Consider the following 24,734-nt stretch of genomic DNA (forward strand, 5'->3'; position numbering starts at 1 on the left):
GTTCCTGGCGGAATTTGATTTTTTCCTCCTGACGGCAGGGGAGGGGGGATGGGAAGGCGGCTGAAACCGCATGAAGAAACGTCAGCGTCGTGTCTGAGAAAAGCGGTTATGCGGCTATGTGAATAGCAAGCTATAAATAAATCAGCGATTTTATCGCTTGCTATTTACTTTGGCGTTTTTTGTGGTAGATTGGCTTTAACGATGGGTAGATGACCCTCGAGAGATTTTTTATTCAGCCCTGGCAATCCTGTCAGGGCTTTTTTTTTGGGCTGAATCTCTTCGGTCTGCTCATCTCAAAGACTCGCCAGGGCATAAAGCCGGCAATACACAGCGCTACGCCAGCGGCGCTGTCATCACGCATCAGGTTTGTGTCTGATGTTTATGGCACGCCATCAGACCTGTGCTTCGGCGGCGTCCATCATCGCTGGCAGGGCGCTGAACAGCGCCTGAATAGCCAGTCTGACTTTCAGCGACTGATGCGGCGTGCGCAGCCAGACGACAGAAACCGGCCAGCTTCCGGAGGTATGTTCTTTCAGTATCTGTTTCAGGCTGCCGCTGATGAGGTCGTCCCGCACCAGCCAGTAGGGTAACCAGGCGATACCCGCCCCCGTCAACGTCATATCTTTTACCGCCTGCATATCATCCAGGGTGAATCGGGCAGTCGGCGAAATCTCCACCGCGTCACCCCGTTCATTTTTAAATTGCCACTTCAGCACCTGTCCGCCACGGATGTAGGCCACTGCCGCATGGTGCCGGAGTTCATCCGGGGAAGCCGGCTCGCCAGCCTGGCTGAGATAGTCCGGTGACGCGCAGAAGACCATCGTGTGATAAGCCAGCCGCCGGGCTATCAGGCTGCTACTGTCAGCCAGCGCGCCAATCCTGACTGCCAGATCGAAACCCTCCCCGGACAAATCGACCTGACGATCGCTGAAAGATATCTCCAGTTCCAGCTTCGGGTGCGCTTTCGCCAGCGCGGAGAAGACAGGGGAGACACAGAGGTGCCCCAGCAGCACCGGCACCGATACGCGAAGTTTACCGCTGGCCTGCAGCTTGCCGCTCTCCAGCAGATCTTCGGCAGCCTTAAGTTCGTTCATCGCCCGGCGACAATATTCATAATAGAGCGCGCCTTCATCGGTAAGACTCTGTTTGCGGGTGGTGCGGTTAAACAGCGTGACGCCAAGTCTCTCTTCGAGACGGGCGATGGTTTTTGCGACGGCAGAGCGCGTAACGTGCAGCCGCTCAGCTGCCTGAGAGAAACTCATGGATTCAGCCACGGCCACAAATACCGGAATGGTGTTCATTTCGCTTTTCATATTGTCGCCTCAGCGGAATCAATGACGAGAAATAGTATCGCCGTCGTATCTTAAAAGGCAATGCTAAGATTCTGATCTCTGCTCTTAACCCCTACAGGAATTGCGATGAATCACACCATGAAACGCTGGACACTGAATGAGATTGGCCGTCAGCATCTGACACTCACCGAGACAGCCATCCCGCAGCCGGGGCCGGGCGAAGTGCTGGTCCGGGTAAGTGCCGTTGCCCTTAACTTCCGGGATAAGGTCATTATTGAAGGTGGGATGGGAAAAGGAATGCCGATGCCTTTTACGCCGGGTTCCGATATGGCCGGCGTGGTTGAGGCTGTCGGTCCGGGCACGTCTCGTTTCAGTCAGGGTGATCGCGTCATCTCCTCGTTCAACGCAGACTGGATCGAGGGAAAGGCGGTTAACAACGCCAGAAATCCGCATTACAACACCCTCGGCTACGCCTTGCAGGGCGTGCTGGCAGAATATGTGGTGATGAACGAAGCGTGGCTGGTCAACGCGCCGCAAACGCTGAACGATGCGGAAGCCTGCACCCTGGTCTGTGCGGGGCTGACCGCCTGGTTTGCACTGATTGAACGCGGGGGCCTTAAAGCGGGCGAAAGCGTTCTGGTGCAGGGAACCGGCGGGGTGGCTCTGTTTGCACTTCAGATCGCCCGTGCGATGGGTGCAGAGGTCTTTATCACCTCCTCCAGTGATGAGAAGCTGACGGCAGCAACCGCGCTGGGGGCAACCCATGGCATTAACCGTCAAAAGGAAGAGTGGGTAGAAGCCGTTTACCGCCTGACGCACGATCGGGGTATTGACCATGTGATAGACACCGTCGGCGGGCGTAACTTCGCCGATTCTGTCCGCGCTGTCGCCTCACATGGCCGCATCTCTCTGATCGGGATGATGGACACACACGATACGTCAGCCTCTGGCGGACTGCTGCTGCTCAAGTCTCCGACGGTTCAGGGCATCGGCGTGGGGCACCGGCGGGCGCTGGAAGATCTGGTCCGGGCGGTGGATGTCATAAACCTGAAGCCGGTCATCGATAAAGCCTACCGGTTCGATGAACTGCCTGCGGCACTGGCGCATCTTGACCGGGGCGCATTCGGGAAGATTGTTATCAGCCTGGACTGACAGCGCGCCCGGCCTTAACCAGAGCCAGCACAAAACCATCCCATCCCTTCTCACCCACCGTCTGAATGGCGGTGGCGTCAAGCCGTTCATCCTCAGCAATCATCCGGACAAACTCCCGCAGGCCCCGGACATTAGGATCGTCACTCTCCGCATCAAGCACCTGTCCGCCACGCACCGTGTTATCACCGACGATAACCGTGCCCGGGCGAGAAAGTCTGATGGCCCATTCCAGATAACGTGGATTGTTCACCTTGTCGGCATCAATAAAAATCAGATCAAAGGGCGCCTCCAGGTCAGGCAGGATATCAAGCGCTGCGCCAGTGTGCAGCGTAACGCAGTGCGTCAGCCCGGCTTGATGGATATTCTGGCGGGCGACCTCTGCATGATGCTCACTGTATTCGATAGTGGTCACGCTTCCATGCTGAGGAAGCGCTCTGGCCATCCAGATCGTGCTGTATCCACCAAGCGTACCGATTTCAAGAACCCGGACGGCCTGCGACATCCGGACGAACAGTGACAGCATTTTTCCCTGCAAAGCAGACACATCATGAGCAGGTAAGCCCTGCTTTGCGTTGTTAGAGAGCGCGAAATTTAATTCAGTATCTTCGGGCGCAAGCTTTTCAGAAAACCAGGCATCCACCTGTGCCCACTTATCTGAATCTGTCGAGGGATAGTCAGGGATTCGCATAGGTTATTCACTCTCCTCAGAAAAGGTGTTTTCCCGGCGCGGCTGGCCCGACAGGGCCAGGACGGCCAGCGCGCAACACAGTGTGATGGCTGCCAGCACCCGGAAAAGGCACAGATAGGCGCTGTCATAACTATTCTGGACCACTGCGCGGGAAACGCCGGGTAAAAGTGTTATTGCCTGCTGAAGATTGCCGCCTCCCAGCCAGGCTGCCGCCTGGTGAATCTCCGCTGATGTCAGCCCCTGAACGCTTTTGCTGAGGTTCAGATCGTTCATTCTGGTAAGAAAGGCGGAAACCATCGCCAGCGCGATGCCTTCTCCCGCTACACGAACGGTGTTGAACAGGCCGGCCGCCATCCCGGCTTTTTCAACCGGAACCGCAGAGAAGGCAAGTCCATCCATCAGCCCCCACGGCAGCGCCGCGCCTGCACCAGTTATCAGCAATGCGACGATAAGCAGCAGGGTGCTGTGACCCTGTAACGCCTGCCCGAGGAAAAGTAACCCGGCTGCCGCGATCATCAGCCCGGATGCTGACACCACGGACGGTGAAAACCAGCGCGTCAGCACGGCGGCGCAGGCGGGAAGAACCAGCATCGGTGCAGTCAGGGCCATAAGGAAAAGCGCACTTCGCGACTCACTGAATCCATTTCCCCCCATAAAGTGCAGCGGAACGATGATCAACAGCACAACGTAGCAGTAGCAGGTTGCCACCGGCAGCAGCAGAATCCCGGCGAAGCGCGGGCTGCGCAGCAGGGAAATATCGAGTACAGGATGGGCAATGCGCTGGCAACGCACAATAAATGCACCCAGAGACAGTATGGAGCAGAGGAACAGCACCAGCGGCAGAGGGGATAAAAACCCGACCGTGGGTAACAGCATCATCGCAGTGGTAAACAGAATCAGCGCCGCGGTAAACAGCGTCAGCCCGGCCTTGTCTGCCGGATGAGAGGCGTTCAGCGCCGATAGCGGCAGGTATGCTCTGCCAGCGAGCAGCACGCCGCCTGAAAGCAGCGCAAACAGGGTATAGACCCAGCGCCAGCCGAGGGTATCGGTAATAAAGCCCACCGCCAGCGGTCCAAACGCTAAGCCAGCGCCGAAGAGGATGCCGAGCAGGCTGAACATCCGCGTCCGGTCTGCGCCCTCATAGATCCCGGCCAGCAGCGCGCTACCGCTGGCTAAGAGCATGGCCGCGGCCAGCCCCTGCAGGGACCTGAGCAGGCCCTGCATTATCAGGTTGTTCATCACGCCGATGATGAGACTGCAGAGACAGAACAGCGCTGCGCCAGCGATAAAAACAGGTTTTCTGCCGAGGGCGTCTGCAGCAATGCCTGCTGTCAGCAGAAAACTGCCAAACGTCAGCATAAATCCATTCGTCAGCCATGACAGCTCGCCAGGGGAACCGCCCAGCATGTGCTGGATGGCAGGCGTGGTAACCACACCGCCGGTGAAACTCAACGGCAAAAGCAGCGCCGCCATAAAAACGGTAAGGGCGGCTGGGGTTCTGGTGTGGCGAAAAATCGCGCGGGCTCTGTATGACATAACAAGACCTTTTATCCTGACAGCGAATGAGTGAAAACTGCTGCGATGTTATTGCGGACATGTGAGTGGATAAATAGACTGGATGGACGGTCTCAATGGAGATAAAGTTGATAATCGATGGATAGCCTGACTTCTCTTACCTCTTTTGTGCGGACAGCCGAGACGCTGAGCTTTGTTCAGGCTGCGCGACTGCTGGGGATTTCAGCGTCAGCAGTCGGTAAAAACGTCGCCAGACTTGAGCAAAAACTGGGCGTGCGGCTTTTTAACCGTAGCACAAGAAATGTGAGCCTGACGACGGAAGGGGCGGCACTCCTGACCCGATGCAAAGCGATCCTGGAACAGCTTCAGGAAGCTGAGTCAGCACTGGCGAGCAGTGCCGCAGAACCTGCTGGCAGACTCCGGGTCTCACTCCCCGCCGCGGGCTACAGATTACTGCTTCCTGCGCTCCCCGCGTTTACCCGCCGTTATCCTCAGGTCGAACTGGATCTGGATTTCAGCGATCGGCTGGTGAATATCATCGACGAAGGGTTTGACGTGGCGATCCGCAGTGGTGAGTTAGCTGATTCCAGGCTGACGGCAAAGAGGCTGGGTCATTTCCGCTTCCTCCTCTGCGCCAGTCCCGCTTATCTGAACAATTCCGGGGTTCCGGCGTCAGCGGATGATCTGGCTGAGCACAGGTGCATTTTTTTCCGCCTGCCCGCCACCGGCTTGCTACAGACGTGGGAGCTTCAGGGGCTGCGGCCCGGCGCTGAACCCAGAGCGGCATCGGTGTTGACGGTAAATAACATTGAAGCGGCGATTGGCCTGAGCTTATCGGGAATGGGTATCAGCTATCTGCCCGACTTCGCCGTTCGCGACGCGCTGGCTGAGGGACAACTGAAAGAAGTGATGCAGGGTTGCTGTACACAGCAGGGGCACTTCTCCGCCGTGTGGCCCTCCGGCCGCTACCTCTCCGCCCGGGTCCGCTGCTTTATCGATTTTATTGCTGAATCGGGACTGGCCCTTTAAGACCGCGTCACGCCTGCTGCGGCGGTTCAAACCAGGGTGTCACCAGCATATGCGGAAGGGCGAGCGCGGCAAGGGCGGCAAACAGTGACCGGATGCCCGCAGCGTCACCGGGTAACATCATATAAATGATCAGCGAGGCCAGCAGTATGGCCGCGGTCAATATCGGCCACGTCAGATGGAGATAGCCCGCGTACGTGGTAAAGCCCAGCTGGTCACGGCGCAGTCGGGTTTGTGGCAGCGCGTGCAGAATCAAAAATCCCATCGAAAAGCCGACGAAAGGCGGCAGCAGCAGCAGCGCCAGAATGCCCGCGATAAGATGTCCATCCCGCCGAAGAAGCCCGGTGAGGGTCAGCCCCAGCGCACCGATGCCACCGAGGATCGCAAGGGCCGCCGTCACAGACCCCGGCATTACAGATGCCAGCCCGGCCTGATGCAGGATAGACCTGAACGCGGGCAGATGAAGGGTGGCCGGGGCCGCTATCATCGTGATCCCCCGCGCCAGACGTTCTGTCAGTCCGCCGTGTGGTGCATCCTCAAGGGCAAAATGGACAGCTGAGGCGATCAGAAAGCCGGGCAACGCCAGCCCTGGCGCGCGGTGCCACCAGAGCAGACAGAGCGCAATCACTGCGCCATACAGGGCAAGAAACGGCAGCCGGCGGCGACGCTGAACCACGTCCAGATCGCTGGCGCCGTGCGCCATGCCGATAATCCCGATAGCGATAACCGCAAACAGCACCTGTACGGACAGCGGGCAGAAGGAGGCAGCCAGGGCTGCCCCCCACAGAGCCATCCATCCGGCCCCTGATCGTGTTATCACTTCACGGTACCCGTGCGGCGGGTATGATCGAGCGCTTTTTCCAGGTTAGCCGCCGCGTAAAAGGCATAGAAGACCTTCGCGATGATATCCAGTACTAAAAATGCCCAGACCGATGAGGGATCGGTAATGATTTTCAGGCCTTCCGGACCGACGAGGAACACAATCGGATAGATGAACCAGACGACGGTCAGCAGTGCGACATTTTTATTGTAGGCACCCGCCAGTGCACTGCCGCGATTGGCCGCCATGGTGCGAAGCGGTCCCCACAGCAGGTAAACCACTCCCAGAAACGCGGCACAGGACCAGAGGTACCAGACCCATTTCGCCGCCGCCGTTTCAGCCAGTGACGAAACCAGACCGGTGATAATCATCATGACATCCAGCACGATGATGGCAGTGAGAAAACCGCCCATTTCACCGGGTTTACCGTGTTCGTGGAAGGCGAGCATAACCAGTCCTGCCAGTAAAATCGGCGTCGTAATCGACCAGTCAGCGTAACGCGCCAGATAGACGGTGGTGCCGCTGTCCAGCGTCAGATTACCGAACCCGAATGCCATGGCCAGATAGGCGGTGGCGGCGATAAAAGGGACGGATGCATGCATGAGGGTATGATGACGGGAAGGAAATGTTTTGCCGCCGGTGGCGTAAATAACCAGTGACGCAATTGCCATGACCGAAAACCCGATCAAAAATGCGGTTTGATCCATGTTAATCTCTCCTGAGCAGTAGCGCGGAAATGCCGCCTGCTGCGTTGCCATAAATTGAATGCGTTTATATTCCGAAAAGAATATGCATTCAGTATATGGCGATTTCAGCAGCCTGCTCATTGTCAGGACGATTTCCGCCTGCGGGTTAAAATAAAGAGGGTGAAAAGCCCCCGTTATCTGATTTAAAAAAGAACGGTGATGTTACGTTCTGTTTCTTAGCGTTTCGTTTTCCGATCGGCTGTCGGGTTGCCGTCAGGCTTACTGGCTATTTTATACTTAAAATTCAATTACCTGAATGTTTTAAGAAACAGAGCTTCTGTTTCACCCAAAAAAGAGAAAGTACAAGAAAAATATTTTTATCTGGAAAAATGAACACGCTGTACTAAGTCAATCCCGTGACGACATCAGGATTCAGCTCAGCGATGAGTGAAATAACAGAAGTCAGCACCTCTTATTGCCTACCAGGATAATCAGAAAACCAGAAACGGCGTACTGAATAGTGACCCGACAGGAAAGGGAAATATCCTGTAAACGATCGTCGCGGCTTAGGCGAGGGCGCTAATAAGTGCGGGAAGAAGACGGAAATAGTCAGACCCGCATCGTCATTTGTTTATCTGCTTTAGTCTTTCTGTTCACCGCTGCGTGTTGCGCAGACCGCATCTGTTTTGCTCTATGCGCCATGCTTATGCCTGCGTGAACGCTGCAACCGGTCAGTGATGTCTGGCACCAGGGCGGAAAGCCTGCTGTTTAGCCAGCAAGGCGATTACAAACGCCACAGCCATCAGCGCCATCAGCGCCCACGGAAATGAAGCGGCACCGGCACGATTGAGCAACAGTCCGCCGAGAATGCCGCCACTGGCGATCGCCAGATTCCAGGCGGTCGTCACCATCGCCTGAACCACATCCACATGGTTGCCAGCCGAATCAGCGGCGGCCGTCTGCATCTGGGTTGATGCTCCACCGAATGACCATCCCCAGACGATAACCGCCAGGAAGATAACAATCTGTTCCCGCATGCCCATAGCCAGCACCACAGAGACCGCAGCCAGTGCCGCCAGGCTGAGCAGCACCAGCCTGCGCAGGTGGCGATCGACCCAGATGCCGGTCATCCCGATCCCGGTTAATGCGGCCAGTCCGAACACCAGCAGGATAAGCCCGACAGCGTTGCTCAAGCCCGACAGCGCCAGAAAGGGCCCGATAAAGGTATAAAGAATGTTATGGGCCGTCATCCAGAGAAAGATGACCGCCAGTACCGGGCGAACACCCGGCATCCTGAAAACCTGCCAGACGGGCAGACGGCGGTCTGCCTTCTGTCCCGGCAGATCAGGAACGGCAACCCATGCCCAGATAAACAGCACAATCGCCAGGGCAGCCATCACGCCAAAGGCGACCCGCCATCCCAGCATGTTTCCCAGCCAGGAGCCTGCGGGTGTGCCCAGGGATAACGCAACCGGAATGCCGACCATGGCAATGGCCAGGGCGCGACCCTGTAAATCTGGCGAAACGAGACGCCGCGCATAGCCCGCCAGCATCCCCCATGCCAGCCCGGCCGCCACACCGGACATAAAACGGGCCGCCAGCGTGAGCCAGTAGCTGGCAGAAAAGGTGGTGATGGTGTTGAAAATCACAAAGATCCCGATAGCGAGCAGCAGGACTTTTTTGCGGCGCCAGCCGCTGGTCAGCACGGTCAGCGGGATCGCCGCCAGCAGTGACCCCAGAGCATAGAGACTCACTAACTGTCCTGCCATCACCTGAGAGACGCCAAGTCCCTGACTGATGTCCGGCAGCAGACCGGCCGGCAGGGTTTCGGTCAGAATGGCGATAAAGCCGGTCATGGCAAAGGCCAGCAGGGAGGCGAGCGGCAGACCCGCCTGAGCGGTGACTTCACGGGGTTCGATATGGGCGGACACGGTAACCTCTTTTAATCTCACTGAAGGAAAGAAGCCGCTGACAGCGGACTTCATGACATTTGTATCGATTGGTATATTTATCGAAGCTAGAGATCGGATCGTCACTTGTCAAGCACATATGTATCGATTAGTATTTAAGTCTCACAGGCATGAACAGGAGGGGCTATGGCTCAGATGGGACGTCCACGTTCGTTTGACCGGGACGAGGCGATTCGTCAGGCAATGTTTCTTTTCTGGCAGCATGGCTTCGAGTCCACCTCGCTTGCTCTGCTCAAGGCCAGTCTCGGCAACGGCATTACCGCACCCAGTTTCTACGCTGCATTTGGCTCAAAAGAGGCGCTGTTTGAAGAGGTTGTCGACTGTTATCTCTCCTCATATGGTCAGGTTAACGACTGTCTCTGGGACGACGAGCTCAGGCCGTTTGATGCCATAGAACAGGCATTGCGCGCTTCCGCAAAGATGCAGACCGATCCGGGGCATCCCAGCGGCTGTCTGATCGCCTTGTCCGTAAATACCTGTTCCCCTTCAAACGAGCACATCCGCACCTTACTGGCAATCCAACGCCAGCGCACCCGGTCGGGGTTTTTGCGCTGTGTCGTCAGAGCCAAAGAGGCGGGCGAGCTGGCTGCCGACACCGATGCGCGCGCGCTGGCACAGACCTTTCACAGTTTTGAGACAGGACTTTCGACGGAAGCGCGGGATGGGGCAACGGGAGAGGAACTGGATGCAGCCGTGACGGCTGCGCTGAAAGTCTGGGAGAGGTTTACAACGAAGGCGGCATAGCCTGAAGCCATAGACGTATCATCATAAAGCCCGCACCGGGCGGGCTGAATACGCCTACAGGCCGACCAGCGTAATGCGTTTCCGGGCGGTCAGCGTTTCATACAGCGCTTTAGCCAGACGGTCAGGTTCCACCACGCCACATTCCGACTGCTCGCCGTCGGAATCAGCCCAGAACGATTTAATACGCAGTGTGGTGTTGATCCTGGCGACGCGTTCCATCTCCAGCACGGCAAGCACCTGATGCCGCATCTCTCCCCCTTTAACGCTCGATTTAGCCTCTATCACGGCTGCGCGGGTGGCTTTTCCGTCATAGATGACATGGCAGCGTGCGCCGTTAAGGTTGAAAGTATGAAGCACCTCATAAAGGCCCTGAACTGTCTTTGCACTGTAGGATAACGGCATATCAAACATAACAGATCCCTCTGACGCGGAACGGTGTGAGCCCCCAGCATAGGTGAACTGTAACCAGAGGAGAAGTTACTGTTTTTTAATGAGAAATATAGATATCTAAGGATACTGTAACGTCCGTGATTTTTATTCCAGTTCTGGCTGGCACTACCAGAAAGCGAAGCGCGAAAAGAGGAGGCCTGGCGGGGGCGGATTTGGGTTAATAAAAAGCCTGCGCGAGGCAGGCTAATCGTTCCAGCAGAATGTATGCACACAATCTGATATTTGTCTGCTTCCGCTATCGTACAGGAGAAATATTAGGATAAGATTAAGAATAATCGCTATCTCAACGCATTAACTTTTGTTGTGCGCGACGTCCTGATTACGCGGCGTGCGGTCAGTTTATTTTTGTGCCTGCGTGTTTTGCTCAGCCTCTTTCTGTTTTTTCTTCGCCATATGATGACCGACTGCGCATCCGGCTGCGGCGCCAGCCACACCATGATGGGCAAGATGACCTGCCACGCCGCCTGCTACGGCACCCTTCAGACATCCGGCAGCGTTAGCCTGCAGGTTGACGGACAAAAACAGACCGGTAGCCATAACGATAACTGATAATTTTTTCATCTCTTCCTGTCCTGGTGATCGTGGTTGTATGTTCATGCCAACAGAGCATAGCCACTTTTTTTCACTTCAGGCTGGCCCGGTCAGAGTTATCGCGAAGTTAGTTACCGGTCGTTACGCTTTTGTCGTTCCTGACCGCAATGCGTGATTTATTTCAACGGGTGTCATACTGGATCATAATTAAACGCCAGATAAACGAAAGCAGAATGCGATCATCTCTTTTCTCTCTGTTTAACCCGTGGTGAGAATATTGAAGACTGTAATGAACCAAAAAAAATAAATAGTCCGTTTTTATTTTCATTCCTGAAAATGTTTATTAGTTCAGCGAAAAAAAATTAAAAAATGAGTTGATCCCATATGGCAAAGATTGTTGAAATCAGGCGGCAGGTTTAGCCGGCGGCTATTTAATTATTGTTTAGCTTTCTCAGCTGAAAGATAAACAAAATCTAAATAGATGAGTACGGTGAAATTATTTAACGCCATGCAGGGGAGTTCACTGAAGTGAATTTCACTCCTGTTCTGGAAAACATTCTTTAATGCTTTCCTGTGATTAACCAGAACGAATGACACTATCATGAAAAATATACTCATTACCGGGTCAACAGGTTTTTTAGGCGGCGCTGTCGTCGCCAGTTTATTGCAGAACAGTCCCAGGGACAGACTGCTGCTCCTTGTCAGAGGCGAAAATGTTGAGGAGGGGGTAAACCGCGTTAAAACAAACCTGAAAAACTTTGGGTTAGATGAGTCATTAATCAGCACGATAGAGAGTGACAATATTCTTCTGGGCGACCTCGCCTTCACGGAAAACTTTATCCACGACACGCGCCTTGACGACGTGACGCACGTGATTAACTGCGCCGCCGTCGCATCCTTTGGCAATAACCCCTTTATCTGGAAAGTGAATGTTGAGGGCACGTTTCAGTTTGCCGAGCGCATGAGCCGGGTTGCGGGGCTGAAAAAGTTTATCCACGTGGGTACGGCCATGTCCTGCGCCCCGGAACCGGGATCGCTGGTGACCGAGAGCGGGCTGGACTCCAGCCGCGATCAGCACGTTGTCGAGTACACCTGGAGTAAGGCCTCAATTGAAAAACTGATGACGGAAAAGCTGCCCGGGCTGCCGCTGGTTATCGCGCGTCCTTCGATTGTCGTGGGCCATTCCGATCAGGGTTGTCTGCCCTCAGCCAGCATTTTCTGGGTGTTCCGGATGGTGCTGGCGCTGGGTAAATTTACCTGCGAACTTGGCGATCGGATTGATGTGGTGCCGGTTGATTACTGCGCAGAGGCACTGGTACTGCTGCTTGATGCGGAAGCGGTGATCAATGAGGTCATTCACATTTCTGCCGGGGCGCAGAGCAGTGTCACCTTCGCGGAAATTGACGAAGCGATGGCCAGAGCATCCGGTGAAAAAGCCCTGGGCCCGGATTATCAGAAGGTCTCCTATAAACACCTGGCGGAGAGCAGAAGAACCTTTAAAGATCTGTTCGGGCCCTGTAACGAACGCATCATGCTGCGAGCCATGAATTTATATGGTCATTTTTCCAATCTGAATGTGGTCTTTGATAATTCAAAATTACTGCAGCTGGGAATGAGCAGGCCTTCACGCTTCACCGATTATCTGGATCGCTGTGTGGTGACGACGCGCAATTCAACGATTGCAGAACTGATGCAGGTGGACTTTAAATAGCAGAGTCCGGGCGTGGATGGCTGGGGTATTGAGCTCAGGAATTGATGTGAAAATGAAAAAGCGCTTCCGGAGGGAAGCGCGTTATTTTCAGAAGGTGAACGTCAGACCGGCATAATAGGCACGACCCGGTTCATTATACGTTGAGGCCCCGTCAGCTTCGCGATACAGCTGTTTATCCAGCAGGTTATTAATCCCGGCATTGGCGCGCAGGTTTTTAGTAATATCATAATTAAAGTTAATGCCAAAGACGGAATAAGCACCCACTTCACGATCAGACATCGATCCATTTTCCGTCCGCGACTCGGCATGGCGGCGCGGTTTCTGACGCCCATACATGGTCCAGTTCAGGTCAGTCGAGAAATCCTGCGTAACCTGCCAGTCGAGCAGGGTATTAATGGTATATTTCGGGATGATCGACAGCGGGTTTCCGGTCTCCTTATCCTTAGACTCGATCATATAGGTGGCATTAGTGCGCCACTCCAGTGTGTCCCGGACCAGTGGGATCGTGACGTTACCCTCCAGCCCCTCAACCACCGCTTTGCCGCCGTTACTCCATTGCAGAATATTATTGCCATTGGAGGCGTAGCCCAGCACCTCGGTACCGGAGACGATTTTGTTTTTATAGTCATTGCGGAACCAGGTGATCCCCGCAATATATCCCTGCTCGCTGTACTCAATACCCAGTTCTTTATTAACGCTGACTTCGGGATCAAGATTTTCATTACCCAGCAGATAGCAACTGCCGCGCACAACATTGACCGGACAGCCGTTGCCCCGGGTCGCCAGTAAATAGCCTTCACTGGACTGATAGAGGTTGGGGGCTTTAAAAGCACGGGCAATACCCGCCTTCAGCGTAAAACTGTCACCCAGTCCCTGCGAGATATTCAGCGACGGACTCCAGTTCGCGCCGAACGTATCGTGATAATCAAAGCGCAATCCGGGGATCACTTCAGTGCTGTCCGTCAGGGCGATGTTATCTTCAACGTAGAGGGAGCTGAGCGTGGCGCTGTTTTTACTGTTACGACTGCCGGGGTCACCACTGACTCCATTGATCGACACGCCTGGCGCACGGGTGCCGTTCATGGAGTTGGGATCGTTCAGCTCATCCCGGTTCCACTCGGCGCCCAGCGTCACGGTCTGCTCACGCAGCAGCTCCAGGGGGAAGCTGATCTCTCCGCCAGCACGATAACTGTCGAAACGGCTGGTCGAAAAGGTTCTGCTGTTGATCCGGCCTTCACCTGATCCGGCTGTGCCTTCGTTCAGGCGGGTATTGTTGGTTTTTTCATAGTTGAAGGTGAGTTTCGACTGTCCCCAGTCCCAGATCCCATTGTGGGCAAGCCCCCAGGTCTGACGGTAGAGCCGGTTGGTCTCCGCGCCATCGAGCGATTCGATCAGCGCATTACCGGCCCCGTTGCTGTACTGCGTATCACCGGCATAGATATTGCCCTGGCGGCTATAGCCGTAACTGAAATCCAGCACCTGAAGCGGCGTGATCTTCCAGGAGAGCACGCTGTTAATGTCTTTGTTACGCACACCTTCACGACCGGCGGCAGCCGAGCCGTTCTGCGACTGGTTAATATCGAAGGCATCACTGTCGGTTTTGTTGATGTTGCCATAGAGACGCATGGTCAGCGCATCGCCTGCCAGCGGCCCGCTCAGATTGAAGTTGGCGCGGCGCGTTGCGCCTTCTTTATTATCTTCCGGCTGGTTGGTGTAGAGCGACAGCGAACCGCTCCAGTGATCGGTGGGACGTTTGGTGATGATGTTCACCACACCGCCAGCCGCGCCGGAACCATAGCGGGCTGCCGCCGGTCCGCGAATGACTTCAATTCGCTCGACCATTTCAGGTGGCACCCAGTTAGAGTCACCGCGGGAGTCACGCTCGCCGCGCCAGCTGTATCGAACCGAATTGCGCGACGTGGTGGGAACGCCATCGATCAGAATCAGGGTGTTTTCCGGCCCCATGCCGCGAATGTCGATCTGGCGATTATTGCCGCGCACACCATTAGCACTGTTGCCGGTAAGATTAACACCCGGCATTTTGCGGATAATATCGGAGAGGTCATTGACCGGCGGATTCTTTCTGATGTCCTGCGCGGTGATCACCGATACCCCCGGCTGCTGCTTTAACTCCTCTTCGGCGGTGACCAGCATGGTCTGATCGTCGGCCAGCTTCTCCGTCTCTTCCTGACTCGCCCCATTGGCAGAAGTACTTAATACGCCAGCCAGCAGCAGCGCAGCAGGGCGTTTATGGACACGCATGGTTACATTCACTTAGAAGTTCTCCCTGAATCGTTAATGTATGTAAGCAAATGCGTATGATAATGATAATAGTTCGCATTGTATATCGCAGCAGGGGATCTTTACATTCCCGCATTCGCGATCGTGCTGTCACCTAAGAGAGCGGCAAATTCGTGCGGAAAACGTACAGTCGGGAGGCATCGGGTTCTGTGTCATGGCCCGTTTTAATTCTCAGATTTCATCAGAATGCGTTTCTGTGACTCCAGACTTAATAGGTCTGGAGTCACAGCGACTGAGTCAGTAGAATGGCCCGCCTGTAGAGTGAAAGGGAGAGTAATGTGATCGATCGGACATCCAGCCCGGTGCGCTCCGCACATGTCGGCCAGCACGTCATGATCTGGCTGGAGCAGGTTAAAGCCGCCTCGTTAGGTGAGCTGGATAACTTCGGGGATGAAGGAACCGTAGAGCAGGTCATGAAGGTCTGGGTCAAACTGTCGCTGCTGATCAGCCGCCGCCGCCCGGAGATCGCCGTTTCTTCCCTGCTGAAACATGTTCTGCCCGGTATCGGTTCTCAGCCGCTGAAAAACCTGACGCGTCTGCGTCTCAACCGGCTCTATAACATTCTGATTGCGGAAGGGAAAAAGGAAGAGGCGCGGCGGGTCTTTGCACTGACGAAACAGTTTCTGGCCTGGGCCGAGATGCAGGGCTATCTCGATCACTCCCCGATTGCCTCAATGAAAAAGCGCGATGTGGCGGGCCGGGCATCACCGCCGCGCAGTCGCCAGCTGAGCGATGCGGAGATCTGGGTTTTCTGGCACGGGCTGGATAACTGGGCGCTGTCGGAACAGGCACGCTGGGCGCTGCGGTTGTGTCTGGTCAGCGCCCGGCGACCGGATGAGATTGTGCAGGCGCAGAAAGCGGAGTTTGATCTGCAGCTGGAACTCTGGAAGCAGGGCACGCGTAATAAATCACAGCGGGAACATGTGTTGCCAATCTCACCGCTGATGCGTCAGTGCATCGAGGCTCTGATGCAGGCCGCCGATCCGGACTCCCCCTGGCTGGTGCCCGCACCCCGCGATCCGCAGCAGCCGCTCTCTAAAGGCGCGCTCAATCAGGCGCTGCGCCGGATGATCCGCGCCCCGCGCGGGCTGGGACTGGAAACCTTCACGCCGCGCGACCTGCGCCGCACCGCGCGATCCAAACTCTCTGCGCTCGATACGCCCAACGACGTTGCCCGCAAAATCATGAACCATGCGCTGGAAGGGATCGATCGGGTTTATGACACGCATGACTACCTGAGCCAGATGCGCATCGCCATGAACCGTTTTTCTGCTGCCGTTGAGCAGATCATCGCCTGCGAAAGTTATCATCAGCTGCAACACCGCTATGAGGGTGAAACTCTGTTACTCGACGAGCGCGCCATTATGGCGATGGCGCGCTGACCGCACAGTCAGAAGTGGTAACGCAGCCAGGCAAAGTAGACGTTACCGTTATTGTGCGTGCCGGGAATGTAGGTCATCTGGAAATCGAGATCGCCATAGCCGATGGCGGCAAGCGGCAGTATCGCCGGCACCGGGATGTAATCCCAGTTGTGACGTGCCGTCACACCGGCGGTATAACCCGCGCCCCAGTGGAAATTCTGATCGGCCAGCGGACGCCACGTCGCCACCCAGCCGTAGCCGCCAAAGGGCTCCCACTTATTAAAGGAGTCCTTGAACGCCATTAAGTAGATACCGTTCCAGTTGCCTTTCTCATCGTAGCGGGAGATCCCGCCACCGGCGCCCCAGGGCCTTTCATTATATTTATCAATATGTTCCCGGTCGTAGGTCGCACGGTTGTGCCACGTGATAGCGGGCAGGTAAAAATCGATACCCTGTGGCTGCTGCCAGGTCGTGGCAACGTTATTGCTGAAGGTGTTCCAGCCAGCACTGACATTCTGCACCAGCGTGGCAGACCAGGCAGAAGGGGCTGAAAACAGACTCAAAACGGTCGTCGTCATCAGCGCATTGAAAAGGGAAGTTTTGCGCATGTGCGAATTCCTGCAATCTCTGGTGTTTAATAAGGTAATAAAAGGGTTAAGGCGGGTATTGTGGCATGAAGAGTGACAACTTCAGGTCAATGAACGGCCCTTACGGGATATTATAGTGACGGTAAGCGAAACGGCACCCGAATTTTTCTGATAAAGCCGCCGGGATTTATCGGGCAGCTTCTCCCATCTCCCTCTTCCCGGCCTCTCCGGCACCGATCATTTCCTGAAAAAAGCGGCATCATCTGTTAACAAAATCTTGCAATGAAAATCGCAATGCGTATATTTCTCATTTGCTTTAAAGGTTTATCACACCCGCCTCAGGCGCACAGGGAAAACGTTTCTGGTTCCTCAAACCAAAAGCAGGGCAGCGATGTCCGCAGGATGCACGGTCGTGACAGTGGCAGATAAAAATCATAAAGATAATTGAGGAATAAATGAACGCATTTGAATTTCAGCGTGCCGGGGAAACGGGCGCGACGGCTTCGCACCGCCTGTTCCGCCTCTCCCTGCTGGCTGCCCTGGTCGCCACCTCACTGGGACAGAACGCGGCACGGGCCGCAGAAAGCGCGGCGCCCGCCGTCAGCGATGAGCAGACCCTCACCGTCAGCGCCTCTGCCGATGACGGCGTGACAACGTCACCTGCCACCGATTACAGCGTACCGGTTACCCGCGCGGGCACAAAAATGCTCGGTACCGTGCGGGATGTGCCACAGTCTGTCAGCATCGTCAGTTCGCAACGGATGGCTGACCAGCAACTGCAGTCGCTGGATGACGTTCTGGCTAACACCACCGGCATCCGGGGCGTCAGTGTCGATATGGATCGCACCAGCTACTACTCCCGTGGCTTTTTGATCGACAACTATATGGTCGATGGTATTCCGACCGCGTTTGCCGAGCGCTGGAATCTGGGTGACGCGCAGACTGACATGGCGCTCTATGAGCGTGTCGAAGTGGTGCGCGGGGCAACCGGTCTGCTGACCGGTCCGGGCAATCCCTCTGCCGCCATTAATATGGTGCGCAAACATGCGGACAGCAAAACGTTCGGCGGCACCGTCTCCGCCAGCTACGGTAGCTGGAACAAACAGCGTTATGTGGCCGATCTCTCGGCACCGTTCAGTGACAGCGGCAATGTCCGTGGCCGGCTGATCGCGGGCTGGCAGGATAACAACAGTTTCATTGAGCGCTACGGCGCTAAAAAACAGTTTATCTATGGCGTGGTTGATGCCGACCTGACCGACTCTGCCACCCTCTCGGTCGGGTATGAGTTCAGCCAGGTTAACACCGATTCAACGATGTGGGGGGGCGCGCCGCGCTGGTATACCGACGGGACGCAGGTCCACACCCGTCGCGGCTATAACACCGCGCCTGACTGGGCCTACAACGACAAAGAGAACCGCAAGCTCTTCGTCAACCTGAAACAGGACTTTGCTAACGGCTGGAACCTGACGCTGAACGGCACGCACAATGAGATGCGTCTGGACAGTAAGCAGATCTATCTCGATGGCTTCTTCGATCGCAACAGCGGCGCGGGTGTCTCCTCCTATGCCAACTACCCGGTGGTGGGCGGGACCGGCTACAACACCGGCAAACGCAAGGTGGATGCGGTCGATGCCTTTGCCAGCGGCCCGTATGAGCTGCTGGGACGCCAGCATGAGCTGATGGTGGGCGTCAGTTACAGCCGTCAGGATAATAAATATTTCAGTACGTTTGAGAACATCTCGCCTGAATCGCTGGGCAACTTCAACGATTTCAACGGCCAGTATCCGGAATCAGCCTGGACACCGCGCCTGCCGGCCAGCGATACCCAGCTGGTGCACCAGAAGTCGACCTATATGGCAACCCGTCTGTCGCTGGCCGATCCGCTGCATCTGATCCTCGGCGCCCGTTACACCAACTGGAATCGCGAAACACCCGGCGGTGAGATGGAGAAGAACAACACCACGCCGTATGGCGGTCTGATTTATGACTTCGCCGAAAACTGGTCTGCCTACGCCAGCTACACCTCGGTATTCCAGCCGCAGGATTATCGCGATGTCAGCGGGGCGTACCTGTCGCCGGTGATCGGCAAAAACTATGAGGCCGGTCTGAAATCAGACTGGATGAATAGCCGCTTCACTACCTCACTTTCCGTGTTCCGCACCGAACTGGATAATGTCGGAGAAGCCACCACGCAGATCGTTCAGGGTTCCGGCGATGTGGCCTATATTGGCCGCAAAGGGGTGGTGAGTCGCGGCGTGGAGTTTGAGGTCAACGGCGCATTAACCGATGACTGGCAGATGACCTTTGGCGGCACGCGCTACATCGCAGAAAACCGCGATGGCACGACGTTTAATCCGCAACTGCCACAGACCAGCTTCAACCTCTTCACCAGCTACCGTCTGCCTGCCCTGGAGGCACTGACGCTGGGCGGCGGCGTCAACTGGCAGACGCACATCTGGAACGATGTCGGTGCGCCGGAAGGCAATGGCACCTGGCGGGCGCGTCAGGGCAGCTACGCGCTGGTTGACCTCTTTGCCCGCTATCAGGTAAATAAAAATCTGTCGCTGCAGGGTAACCTGAATAACCTGTTCGACAAGGCGTATGACACCAGCGTCGCCAGTTCGGTGGTCTACGGCGAGCCGCGTAATTTCTCGGTCACCGCCAGCTACACCTTCTGATCGCACTCCATGAAAACGCCTCAGCCGGGGCGTTTTTTTCGGATCACACCGCCTTCAGGCAAAACGCAGCGCCAGATTAAAGCCCTCTCCGGACGCCACGACAATCGCCTCAGCCTGCTCGTGAAACAGAATATTCCCTGCCAGCAACGCGTTTTTCACCAGGGCGAGATCCGTTGTGGCAAACCCCAGCGCCACCATTCGGGCGCTGCCATCATAATCCTCCGGCAATGGGCCGAAGCGCTGTTGCGCATAGTCAGCGGAGGCAAAGCGCACCGTGGCAGCCCCGGCGCGCAGCACGAAAGCGCCTTCCGGACAGGCGAGAACCTTTGCGGCACCAAAAAGCCGGCTGTAGACCTGCGCCGCGTGCGCCGGATCCTGCGCGACGATGACAAACTCACTGATATTCTGCACCCCATTGGGATGGCGCTGCCAGGCGGGCTGCCACACCGTGTCCGGCGTTAAATGCTGGCAGAAAAAGGATCGTCCATTGGGGATCAGTGAGGCACGCAGCCGCACGGTCCGGAAGTGCGCTTCACTGACCGAGCCATCCGGCAGGGTCACCGGCCGCCAGAAGGCAGAAGGCGGATCGCCATCCAGATCCTGTCTTTCCAGGTGCAGAAACTCACTCTCTGCATCGCCGCTTTTCCACACCAGTCCGCTTAGTCCCAGCGGTGAATTCCACAGGTCGGCACGCTGGCTGCCTTTGCCGGGCTCATAGCCGAGCAGCTCCAGATAATTTTCGCCAAAAATAGCCAGATGATTGCTCGATCCCAGCGAGTGGTGGCCCCGCTCGGTGAGCTGAAAGCCGAGCCGCCGGAAGCGGGCGCTGGCGTTATCCAGCTGGTCGGCCACATTAATGACTGCGTGGTCGAGAACCGGTTGCGGCACCGGAACAGCGATCGTCGTACGCTTTTTTTTCGTCATTGCGCTACCACTCTCTGCAGCGCGCGCGGCACCAGCCGGGTAAAATACGCCACGGCCGGGCCTATCAGCGCCTCATCCGGATCGAAAGCGGCGTGATGCAAACCATACTCGCTGGCACTGCCGATGCTGACAAAGGCGCCCGGCACCTGTTGCAGGTAGAAAGCAAAATCTTCGCCACCCATCTGTGGCGTCTCCGCCTGTTCAGCGAGATAGCCGCTCTCGCGGGCGACGTCCAGCGCCACCTCCACCCACGCCGGTGTATTGATCAGCGCAGGCGGGCCAGCCGTCCATGCCAGTTCCGCGGTCGCGCCAAATCCGCCAGCAATACCCTGAATCAGCGCCCGGATGCGATGCGGGATCTGCTCGCGGATCGCGCTGTTGTGGGTGCGCACGGTTCCCTCCAGTTCGACGGTCTGGGGCAGCACATTCCAGGTATTCCCGGCGGTAAACCGCGTGACGCTCAGCACGACGGTTTCCAGCGAGCTGAACACCCGACTCGGCAGGGTCTGCAGGGCCGTCACAATATGGCTGGCCACCACAATAGAATCGATGCCCTCCTGGGGGCGGGCAGCATGCGCGCCTTTGCCCGCAACGCGGATCACAAAGCGATCCACATTGGCATAAAATGCGCCCGGCCTGCTGCGCAGGGTGCCCAGCGGCAGGTCGGGCGCATTATGCAGGCCAAATATCGCCTTCACGCCCTCCAGCGCACCCGCCGCGATCAGCTGCTGCGCGCCATCGAAGGTCTCCTCAGCCGGCTGAAACAGAATCCGCACCCGGCCTGGCAGCGTGCTTTCCTGCTGCTTCAGCTGCAGGGCAACGCCCAGCATGACGGCGCTGTGAACGTCATGACCGCAGGCGTGCATCACACCCGGCTGGCGGGATCGCCACGGGCGGTCGGTGATCTCCTCAATCGGTAGCGCATCTATGTCAGCACGCAGGGCGATGAGCGCTTCACCGTGACCTATTTCTGCCACCACGCCCGTTTTCAGCCCCAGCGGCAACAGCCGTATCCCGGCCTCGGTCAGCCAGCGGCTCAGGCGTTCCGTGGTGGAAAATTCATGATTCGAGAGTTCAGGATGCTGGTGCAGTTCACGCCGCCACTGCACCAGCTGTTCGGTTAAAGGCAATGTCATGGTTATCCCTGTTGTTCCGGCGGAAAAGGCTCGCCCGGCGTCAGCATCAGGCGGCTGGCCCAGGCAAAAAAGGTTGGGCACAAATCAGAGCGGGCAGGTAGAGCATGGTGCAGGGTGAAATAACGTCTTCATGATAAATTCCTTTGTTATTAATTGCCTCAGCAGGCGGAATCATCATCGAATGACGCAGGGCGCAGATAAAGAAACGAATTGGTCAAAGCTTATCTGAAAAAAATAAATGCGGATTGCTGTCAGCTTCTCTTACCAGTCGAATCATCCGCCACTCTCTATGATAGCGGTTATAATTGTGCATATTTTGTTCGTAGCTAACAGATAACCCTATCCCGATGGAGTTTCTATGAATAATCTGCATGTTGCTATCATTGGTGCTGGCGCAACCGGCGTGGCCGCGTTTATTGCCCTTGTCCGACAGGGGGCCTGCAAACGCATTACACTGCTGGATGCGTCGGGGCCCGCCATCGGGCAGGTTTATGCCAGTCAGCATCCGGAACTCCTCTGTAATACCTCTGTTGAATTAATGTCTCTGTTACCGCCGCACTATCACGATTTACTTCATTACCTGCATGAGCATACAAATAACGAGATTACGCTGGCAGATTTTGTTTCCCGTAAAATCATCGGAGATTATATTCAGGATCGATATACCCGTTATCTCTCCCTGGCTTATCAGCAGGGCATAAGCGTCTCCTTTATCAGGGATGCGGGGAAACAGGTTATGCGTCAGCCGGGCGGAGATTATCTGATCGAAACCCGGCAGAGCGGCACCATTACTGCCGATGCGGTAATCGTCTGCACCGGTTACACGCATCCCGCGATTCCTGAGGCCCTGGTATCCTATCAGGGCGATCCTCTGTTTTTCGCTTCACCCTATCCGGAAAAACTGATGCTGGAAAAGATCCGGCCGGATAGTCATGTCCTCATCGTGGGAACACGGCTCTCCGCGATAGATGCGGCATTAGTTCTTTGCCGACAGGGTTGCCGGGTCAGCCTGGTTTCTCCCTCCGGCGACCTGCCGGCGGTGCGCTCTGCCGTCATGCTCAGACCCATTCAGGCTTCACGACTCGCCTGGCTTACAGACAGCGCGGTAATCAGTGAACAGGTCAGGCCGGACATCAGAAAATGGGTGATCCGGCTGCTGGCTCACGCCTCGGCGATCTCCCTCAGAGAGCAGTTTGTCGCAGAGGCGGAGAGTATCCAGCGACTGCGGAGAGAGAGTGAACTGGCGCGTCAGGACAAAACGGAATGGCAGTACAGGATTGTCGGAATGATTAACGCGATCAATCAGCATTCGCACACACTCCCCGAGGCGGTTAAGCACTCCCTGAGCGCCTTTCTGCGGGCAACGGGACGCTATATCAGCGCGATGCCCTTAAAGAATGCCGAAAAATTGCTTGGTTATGTTGATAGCGGGTTATTAAGCGTTGAAAAGCTGAGGGCTGACTCTCTGCAGAAATCAGATTCGGGCTGGACCCTCAGCAACCCGCAGGGCGAAATCACACACTTTGACGCCCTTGTCTGTGCCACCGGCTACGCACCGCCCACACATTCGATGACCCATAATGGGCTGATCCTCGCGGATGCCCGTGACGCTTCAGCCGCACCGCCCCGGCTGAATAACCATTTACAGCTGCATCTGGCCCACAGGGTGTCGCCTGAATCTGTCTGGCTGGCAGGCATATCAACGCATCTGTCCGTCCCGGTGGTGAATGCGCTGTTTGTCGCGGTCAAACAGGTGAACAGAATTGCACAACAAATCAAAAGATTATAAGGATTGAGTGACTGCGTTGTGATGCCGTCAGAGCAAGAGGCCTGCGTCCGGCCCCTTACCCTGACGAGACGCTACTCAGTACAGAGTGCCTGCTGGCGACACTGACTTTCGCGCAGAAACGCACTCACCAGAACGAGCCACAGCAGACCGCAGGTCAGATTCACCAGGCTAAAGCCGCCGGTGCCGAAGCTGAAATAAGCCGTTTTCGCGGCTTCAATGCCCAGCGCAATAATCAGGATGCTCACCATGCCCAGCAGTGCCGCGACGCTGCCTTTTCCGGCGCTGCTGGAAAAGAGCGTCATACGGTAAAGTCCGGCGTTAATCAGCCCGGTGCCGAAGCCGTAGAGACTCATTCCGGCAGTGAGCCACAGATAGCTTTGCGGATTCAGCAGGGTGGCAACCACCGCAACGGTCAGTCCGCAGACTACTGGCCAGGCACCCAGCTTTACCGGCTGTTCAATCGGCAGACGGCTGGATAAACGGCCCAGCGTCAGGTTGCCCGCAATCATCGCGGCAAAGACCGGCAGCTGAAGCAGGGCATAGTCGATGCGGCTCAGTTGCGCGCCGTGGATCAGGATGACGGGTGAAAGCGCCACCCAGGCAATGCAGGGGACGCTGACCAGTCCGATAGCCAGTGAACCGCGCATCACCTGACGATCCTTCAGCAACGCCGCGTAACCGCTGATAATCGATCGCAGCGACAGCGCTTTTTGACGATCGCCCGCCGTTTCAGGCATGGCATACCAGAGCCCGGCCAGCGCCAGCGCCGCAACAGCGCCAATCAGCCAGAACAGCGTGCGCCATTCTCCCACGGTCAGAAACGCCGCGCCCGCCAGCGGCCCGGCCAGCGGAGCCAGCAGGGCGACGTTGGCCATCAGCGCCATCATTTTGATGCTGAGCGATTCGGTGAACGCCTCCTGGATCGCTGCATAACCCACTGCACCGATGAAACAGAGGCTGATCCCCTGCAGGAAGCGCAGCAGAACGAACTGCTCAATGCTTTGTACCCAGTGCGTTGCGACGCAGGAGAGCATAAAAAAGGTCACGCCACCGATCAGCACCGGACGCCGTCCGATGCGGTCCGAGAGCGGTCCAAGCAGCCACTGCAGCAGGATGCCACCGGCCAGGTAAGCAGTCAGGGAGGTGGAGACCCACTCCGGTCCCACCTTAAACTCCTGAGTCACCAGCAGCATCCCGGGCTGGATCATGTCATGGGCGATATAGGTCGCAAACTCAAACAGCACCAGCGACAGGGGAAAGATCAGATGCCGCCGGGTCAGCTTTGCGACCGGTATAAAAGAGGACATTACAGATTCCTGCGATAACTCATTAAAAAAAAGGCGGCCACCCAGGTGACCGCCTGACCATTACGT

General features: G+C 56.3%; 20 protein-coding genes. 7 read left to right on the forward strand and 13 right to left on the reverse strand.

Features of this window, described 5'->3' with window-relative positions:
- Nucleotides 1–392: 392 nt before the first annotated feature.
- Nucleotides 393–1,313, reverse strand: coding sequence for a LysR family transcriptional regulator (locus OJ965_RS01045; protein WP_265135549.1), 921 nt, complete (start codon nt 1,311–1,313; stop codon nt 393–395).
- Nucleotides 1,314–1,418: 105 nt separating this feature from the next.
- Here OJ965_RS01045 and OJ965_RS01050 point away from each other — a divergent pair, with 105 nt between their 5' ends.
- Nucleotides 1,419–2,444, forward strand: coding sequence for a zinc-dependent alcohol dehydrogenase family protein (locus OJ965_RS01050; RefSeq protein WP_265135551.1), 1,026 nt, complete (start codon nt 1,419–1,421; stop codon nt 2,442–2,444).
- Here the strand turns inward: OJ965_RS01050 and OJ965_RS01055 are convergent.
- Nucleotides 2,431–3,132, reverse strand: a complete 702-nt coding sequence (locus OJ965_RS01055) for an O-methyltransferase (protein WP_265135553.1) — start codon at nt 3,130–3,132, stop codon at nt 2,431–2,433. The genes OJ965_RS01050 and OJ965_RS01055 overlap by 14 nt on opposite strands.
- 3 nt (nt 3,133–3,135) lie before the next feature.
- On the reverse strand, nt 3,136–4,668 hold the full coding sequence (locus tag OJ965_RS01060; protein WP_265135555.1) for an MFS transporter: 1,533 nt from the start codon (nt 4,666–4,668) through the stop codon (nt 3,136–3,138).
- Nucleotides 4,669–4,785: 117 nt separating this feature from the next.
- Between OJ965_RS01060 and OJ965_RS01065 the strand changes: the two genes are divergently transcribed.
- Nucleotides 4,786–5,676: a LysR family transcriptional regulator gene (locus OJ965_RS01065; protein ID WP_265135557.1), complete on the forward strand. Its 891-nt coding sequence runs from the start codon at nt 4,786–4,788 to the stop codon at nt 5,674–5,676.
- Between the two features lie 7 nt (nt 5,677–5,683).
- On the opposite strand, the gene OJ965_RS01070 is transcribed toward OJ965_RS01065, so the two are convergent.
- The 3 genes from OJ965_RS01070 to OJ965_RS01080 all read right to left on the reverse strand — a co-directional run bounded on the left by OJ965_RS01070 (nt 5,684) and on the right by OJ965_RS01080 (nt 9,035).
- The gene (locus OJ965_RS01070) at nt 5,684–6,466 is read right to left on the reverse strand and encodes a Brp/Blh family beta-carotene 15,15'-dioxygenase (RefSeq protein ID WP_046102698.1); all 783 of its coding nucleotides are present in this window, start codon (nt 6,464–6,466) and stop codon (nt 5,684–5,686) included.
- 23 nt (nt 6,467–6,489) lie between these two features.
- The gene (locus OJ965_RS01075; protein WP_265135560.1) at nt 6,490–7,200 is read right to left on the reverse strand and encodes a bacteriorhodopsin; all 711 of its coding nucleotides are present in this window, start codon (nt 7,198–7,200) and stop codon (nt 6,490–6,492) included.
- A gap of 710 nt (nt 7,201–7,910) precedes the next feature.
- Entirely contained in the window at nt 7,911–9,035 is a 1,125-nt protein-coding gene (locus OJ965_RS01080; RefSeq protein ID WP_338117906.1) for an MFS transporter, read from the reverse strand.
- A gap of 240 nt (nt 9,036–9,275) precedes the next feature.
- Here OJ965_RS01080 and OJ965_RS01085 point away from each other — a divergent pair, with 240 nt between their 5' ends.
- The gene (locus OJ965_RS01085; RefSeq protein ID WP_167431642.1) at nt 9,276–9,893 is read left to right on the forward strand and encodes a TetR/AcrR family transcriptional regulator; all 618 of its coding nucleotides are present in this window, start codon (nt 9,276–9,278) and stop codon (nt 9,891–9,893) included.
- Nucleotides 9,894–9,947: 54 nt separating this feature from the next.
- Here the strand turns inward: OJ965_RS01085 and OJ965_RS01090 are convergent, their stop codons facing one another.
- Both OJ965_RS01090 and OJ965_RS01095 read right to left on the reverse strand, forming a co-directional pair.
- A complete protein-coding gene (locus OJ965_RS01090; RefSeq protein ID WP_167428600.1) occupies nt 9,948–10,304 on the reverse strand; it encodes a hypothetical protein in 357 nt (118 codons plus the stop codon).
- A gap of 378 nt (nt 10,305–10,682) precedes the next feature.
- Entirely contained in the window at nt 10,683–10,904 is a 222-nt protein-coding gene (locus tag OJ965_RS01095) for a hypothetical protein (RefSeq protein WP_009092919.1), read from the reverse strand.
- Nucleotides 10,905–11,475: 571 nt separating this feature from the next.
- Between OJ965_RS01095 and OJ965_RS01100 the strand changes: the two genes are divergently transcribed.
- Complete coding sequence (locus OJ965_RS01100; RefSeq protein WP_265135571.1) at nt 11,476–12,585, forward strand: SDR family oxidoreductase; 1,110 nt, start codon at nt 11,476–11,478, stop codon at nt 12,583–12,585.
- 87 nt (nt 12,586–12,672) lie between these two features.
- On the opposite strand, the gene OJ965_RS01105 is transcribed toward OJ965_RS01100, so the two are convergent.
- Nucleotides 12,673–14,847, reverse strand: a complete 2,175-nt coding sequence (locus tag OJ965_RS01105; protein WP_265135573.1) for a TonB-dependent siderophore receptor — start codon at nt 14,845–14,847, stop codon at nt 12,673–12,675.
- A 371-nt stretch (nt 14,848–15,218) separates the two neighbouring features.
- Between OJ965_RS01105 and OJ965_RS01110 the strand changes: the two genes are divergently transcribed.
- Nucleotides 15,219–16,268, forward strand: coding sequence for a tyrosine-type recombinase/integrase (locus tag OJ965_RS01110; RefSeq protein ID WP_265135581.1), 1,050 nt, complete (start codon nt 15,219–15,221; stop codon nt 16,266–16,268).
- Between the two features lie 8 nt (nt 16,269–16,276).
- Here the strand turns inward: OJ965_RS01110 and pagP are convergent, their stop codons facing one another.
- Entirely contained in the window at nt 16,277–16,855 is a 579-nt protein-coding gene (pagP, locus tag OJ965_RS01115) for a lipid IV(A) palmitoyltransferase PagP (protein WP_276047261.1), read from the reverse strand.
- 434 nt (nt 16,856–17,289) lie between these two features.
- On the opposite strand from pagP, the gene fhuE reads away from it, so the two are divergent.
- Nucleotides 17,290–19,512 (forward strand): ferric-rhodotorulic acid/ferric-coprogen receptor FhuE, encoded by a 2,223-nt coding sequence (gene fhuE, locus OJ965_RS01120; protein ID WP_265135574.1) that lies wholly within the window; start codon nt 17,290–17,292, stop codon nt 19,510–19,512.
- Between the two features lie 54 nt (nt 19,513–19,566).
- Here the strand turns inward: fhuE and OJ965_RS01125 are convergent, their stop codons facing one another.
- Complete coding sequence (locus tag OJ965_RS01125) at nt 19,567–20,412, reverse strand: VOC family protein (protein ID WP_265135584.1); 846 nt, start codon at nt 20,410–20,412, stop codon at nt 19,567–19,569.
- A 20-nt stretch (nt 20,413–20,432) separates the two neighbouring features.
- Nucleotides 20,433–21,572, reverse strand: coding sequence for an amidohydrolase (locus OJ965_RS01130; RefSeq protein WP_265135320.1), 1,140 nt, complete (start codon nt 21,570–21,572; stop codon nt 20,433–20,435).
- A gap of 358 nt (nt 21,573–21,930) precedes the next feature.
- Here OJ965_RS01130 and OJ965_RS01135 point away from each other — a divergent pair, with 358 nt between their 5' ends.
- Nucleotides 21,931–23,361, forward strand: coding sequence for an FAD/NAD(P)-binding protein (locus OJ965_RS01135; protein WP_265135321.1), 1,431 nt, complete (start codon nt 21,931–21,933; stop codon nt 23,359–23,361).
- Between the two features lie 71 nt (nt 23,362–23,432).
- Here OJ965_RS01135 and OJ965_RS01140 read toward each other — a convergent pair whose 3' ends face one another.
- A complete protein-coding gene (locus OJ965_RS01140; protein ID WP_265135322.1) occupies nt 23,433–24,668 on the reverse strand; it encodes an MFS transporter in 1,236 nt (411 codons plus the stop codon).
- Nucleotides 24,669–24,734 lie beyond the last annotated feature (66 nt).

The organism is Pantoea anthophila, assembly GCF_026104315.1.
In the GTDB taxonomy this organism is placed as follows: domain Bacteria; phylum Pseudomonadota; class Gammaproteobacteria; order Enterobacterales; family Enterobacteriaceae; genus Pantoea; species Pantoea anthophila.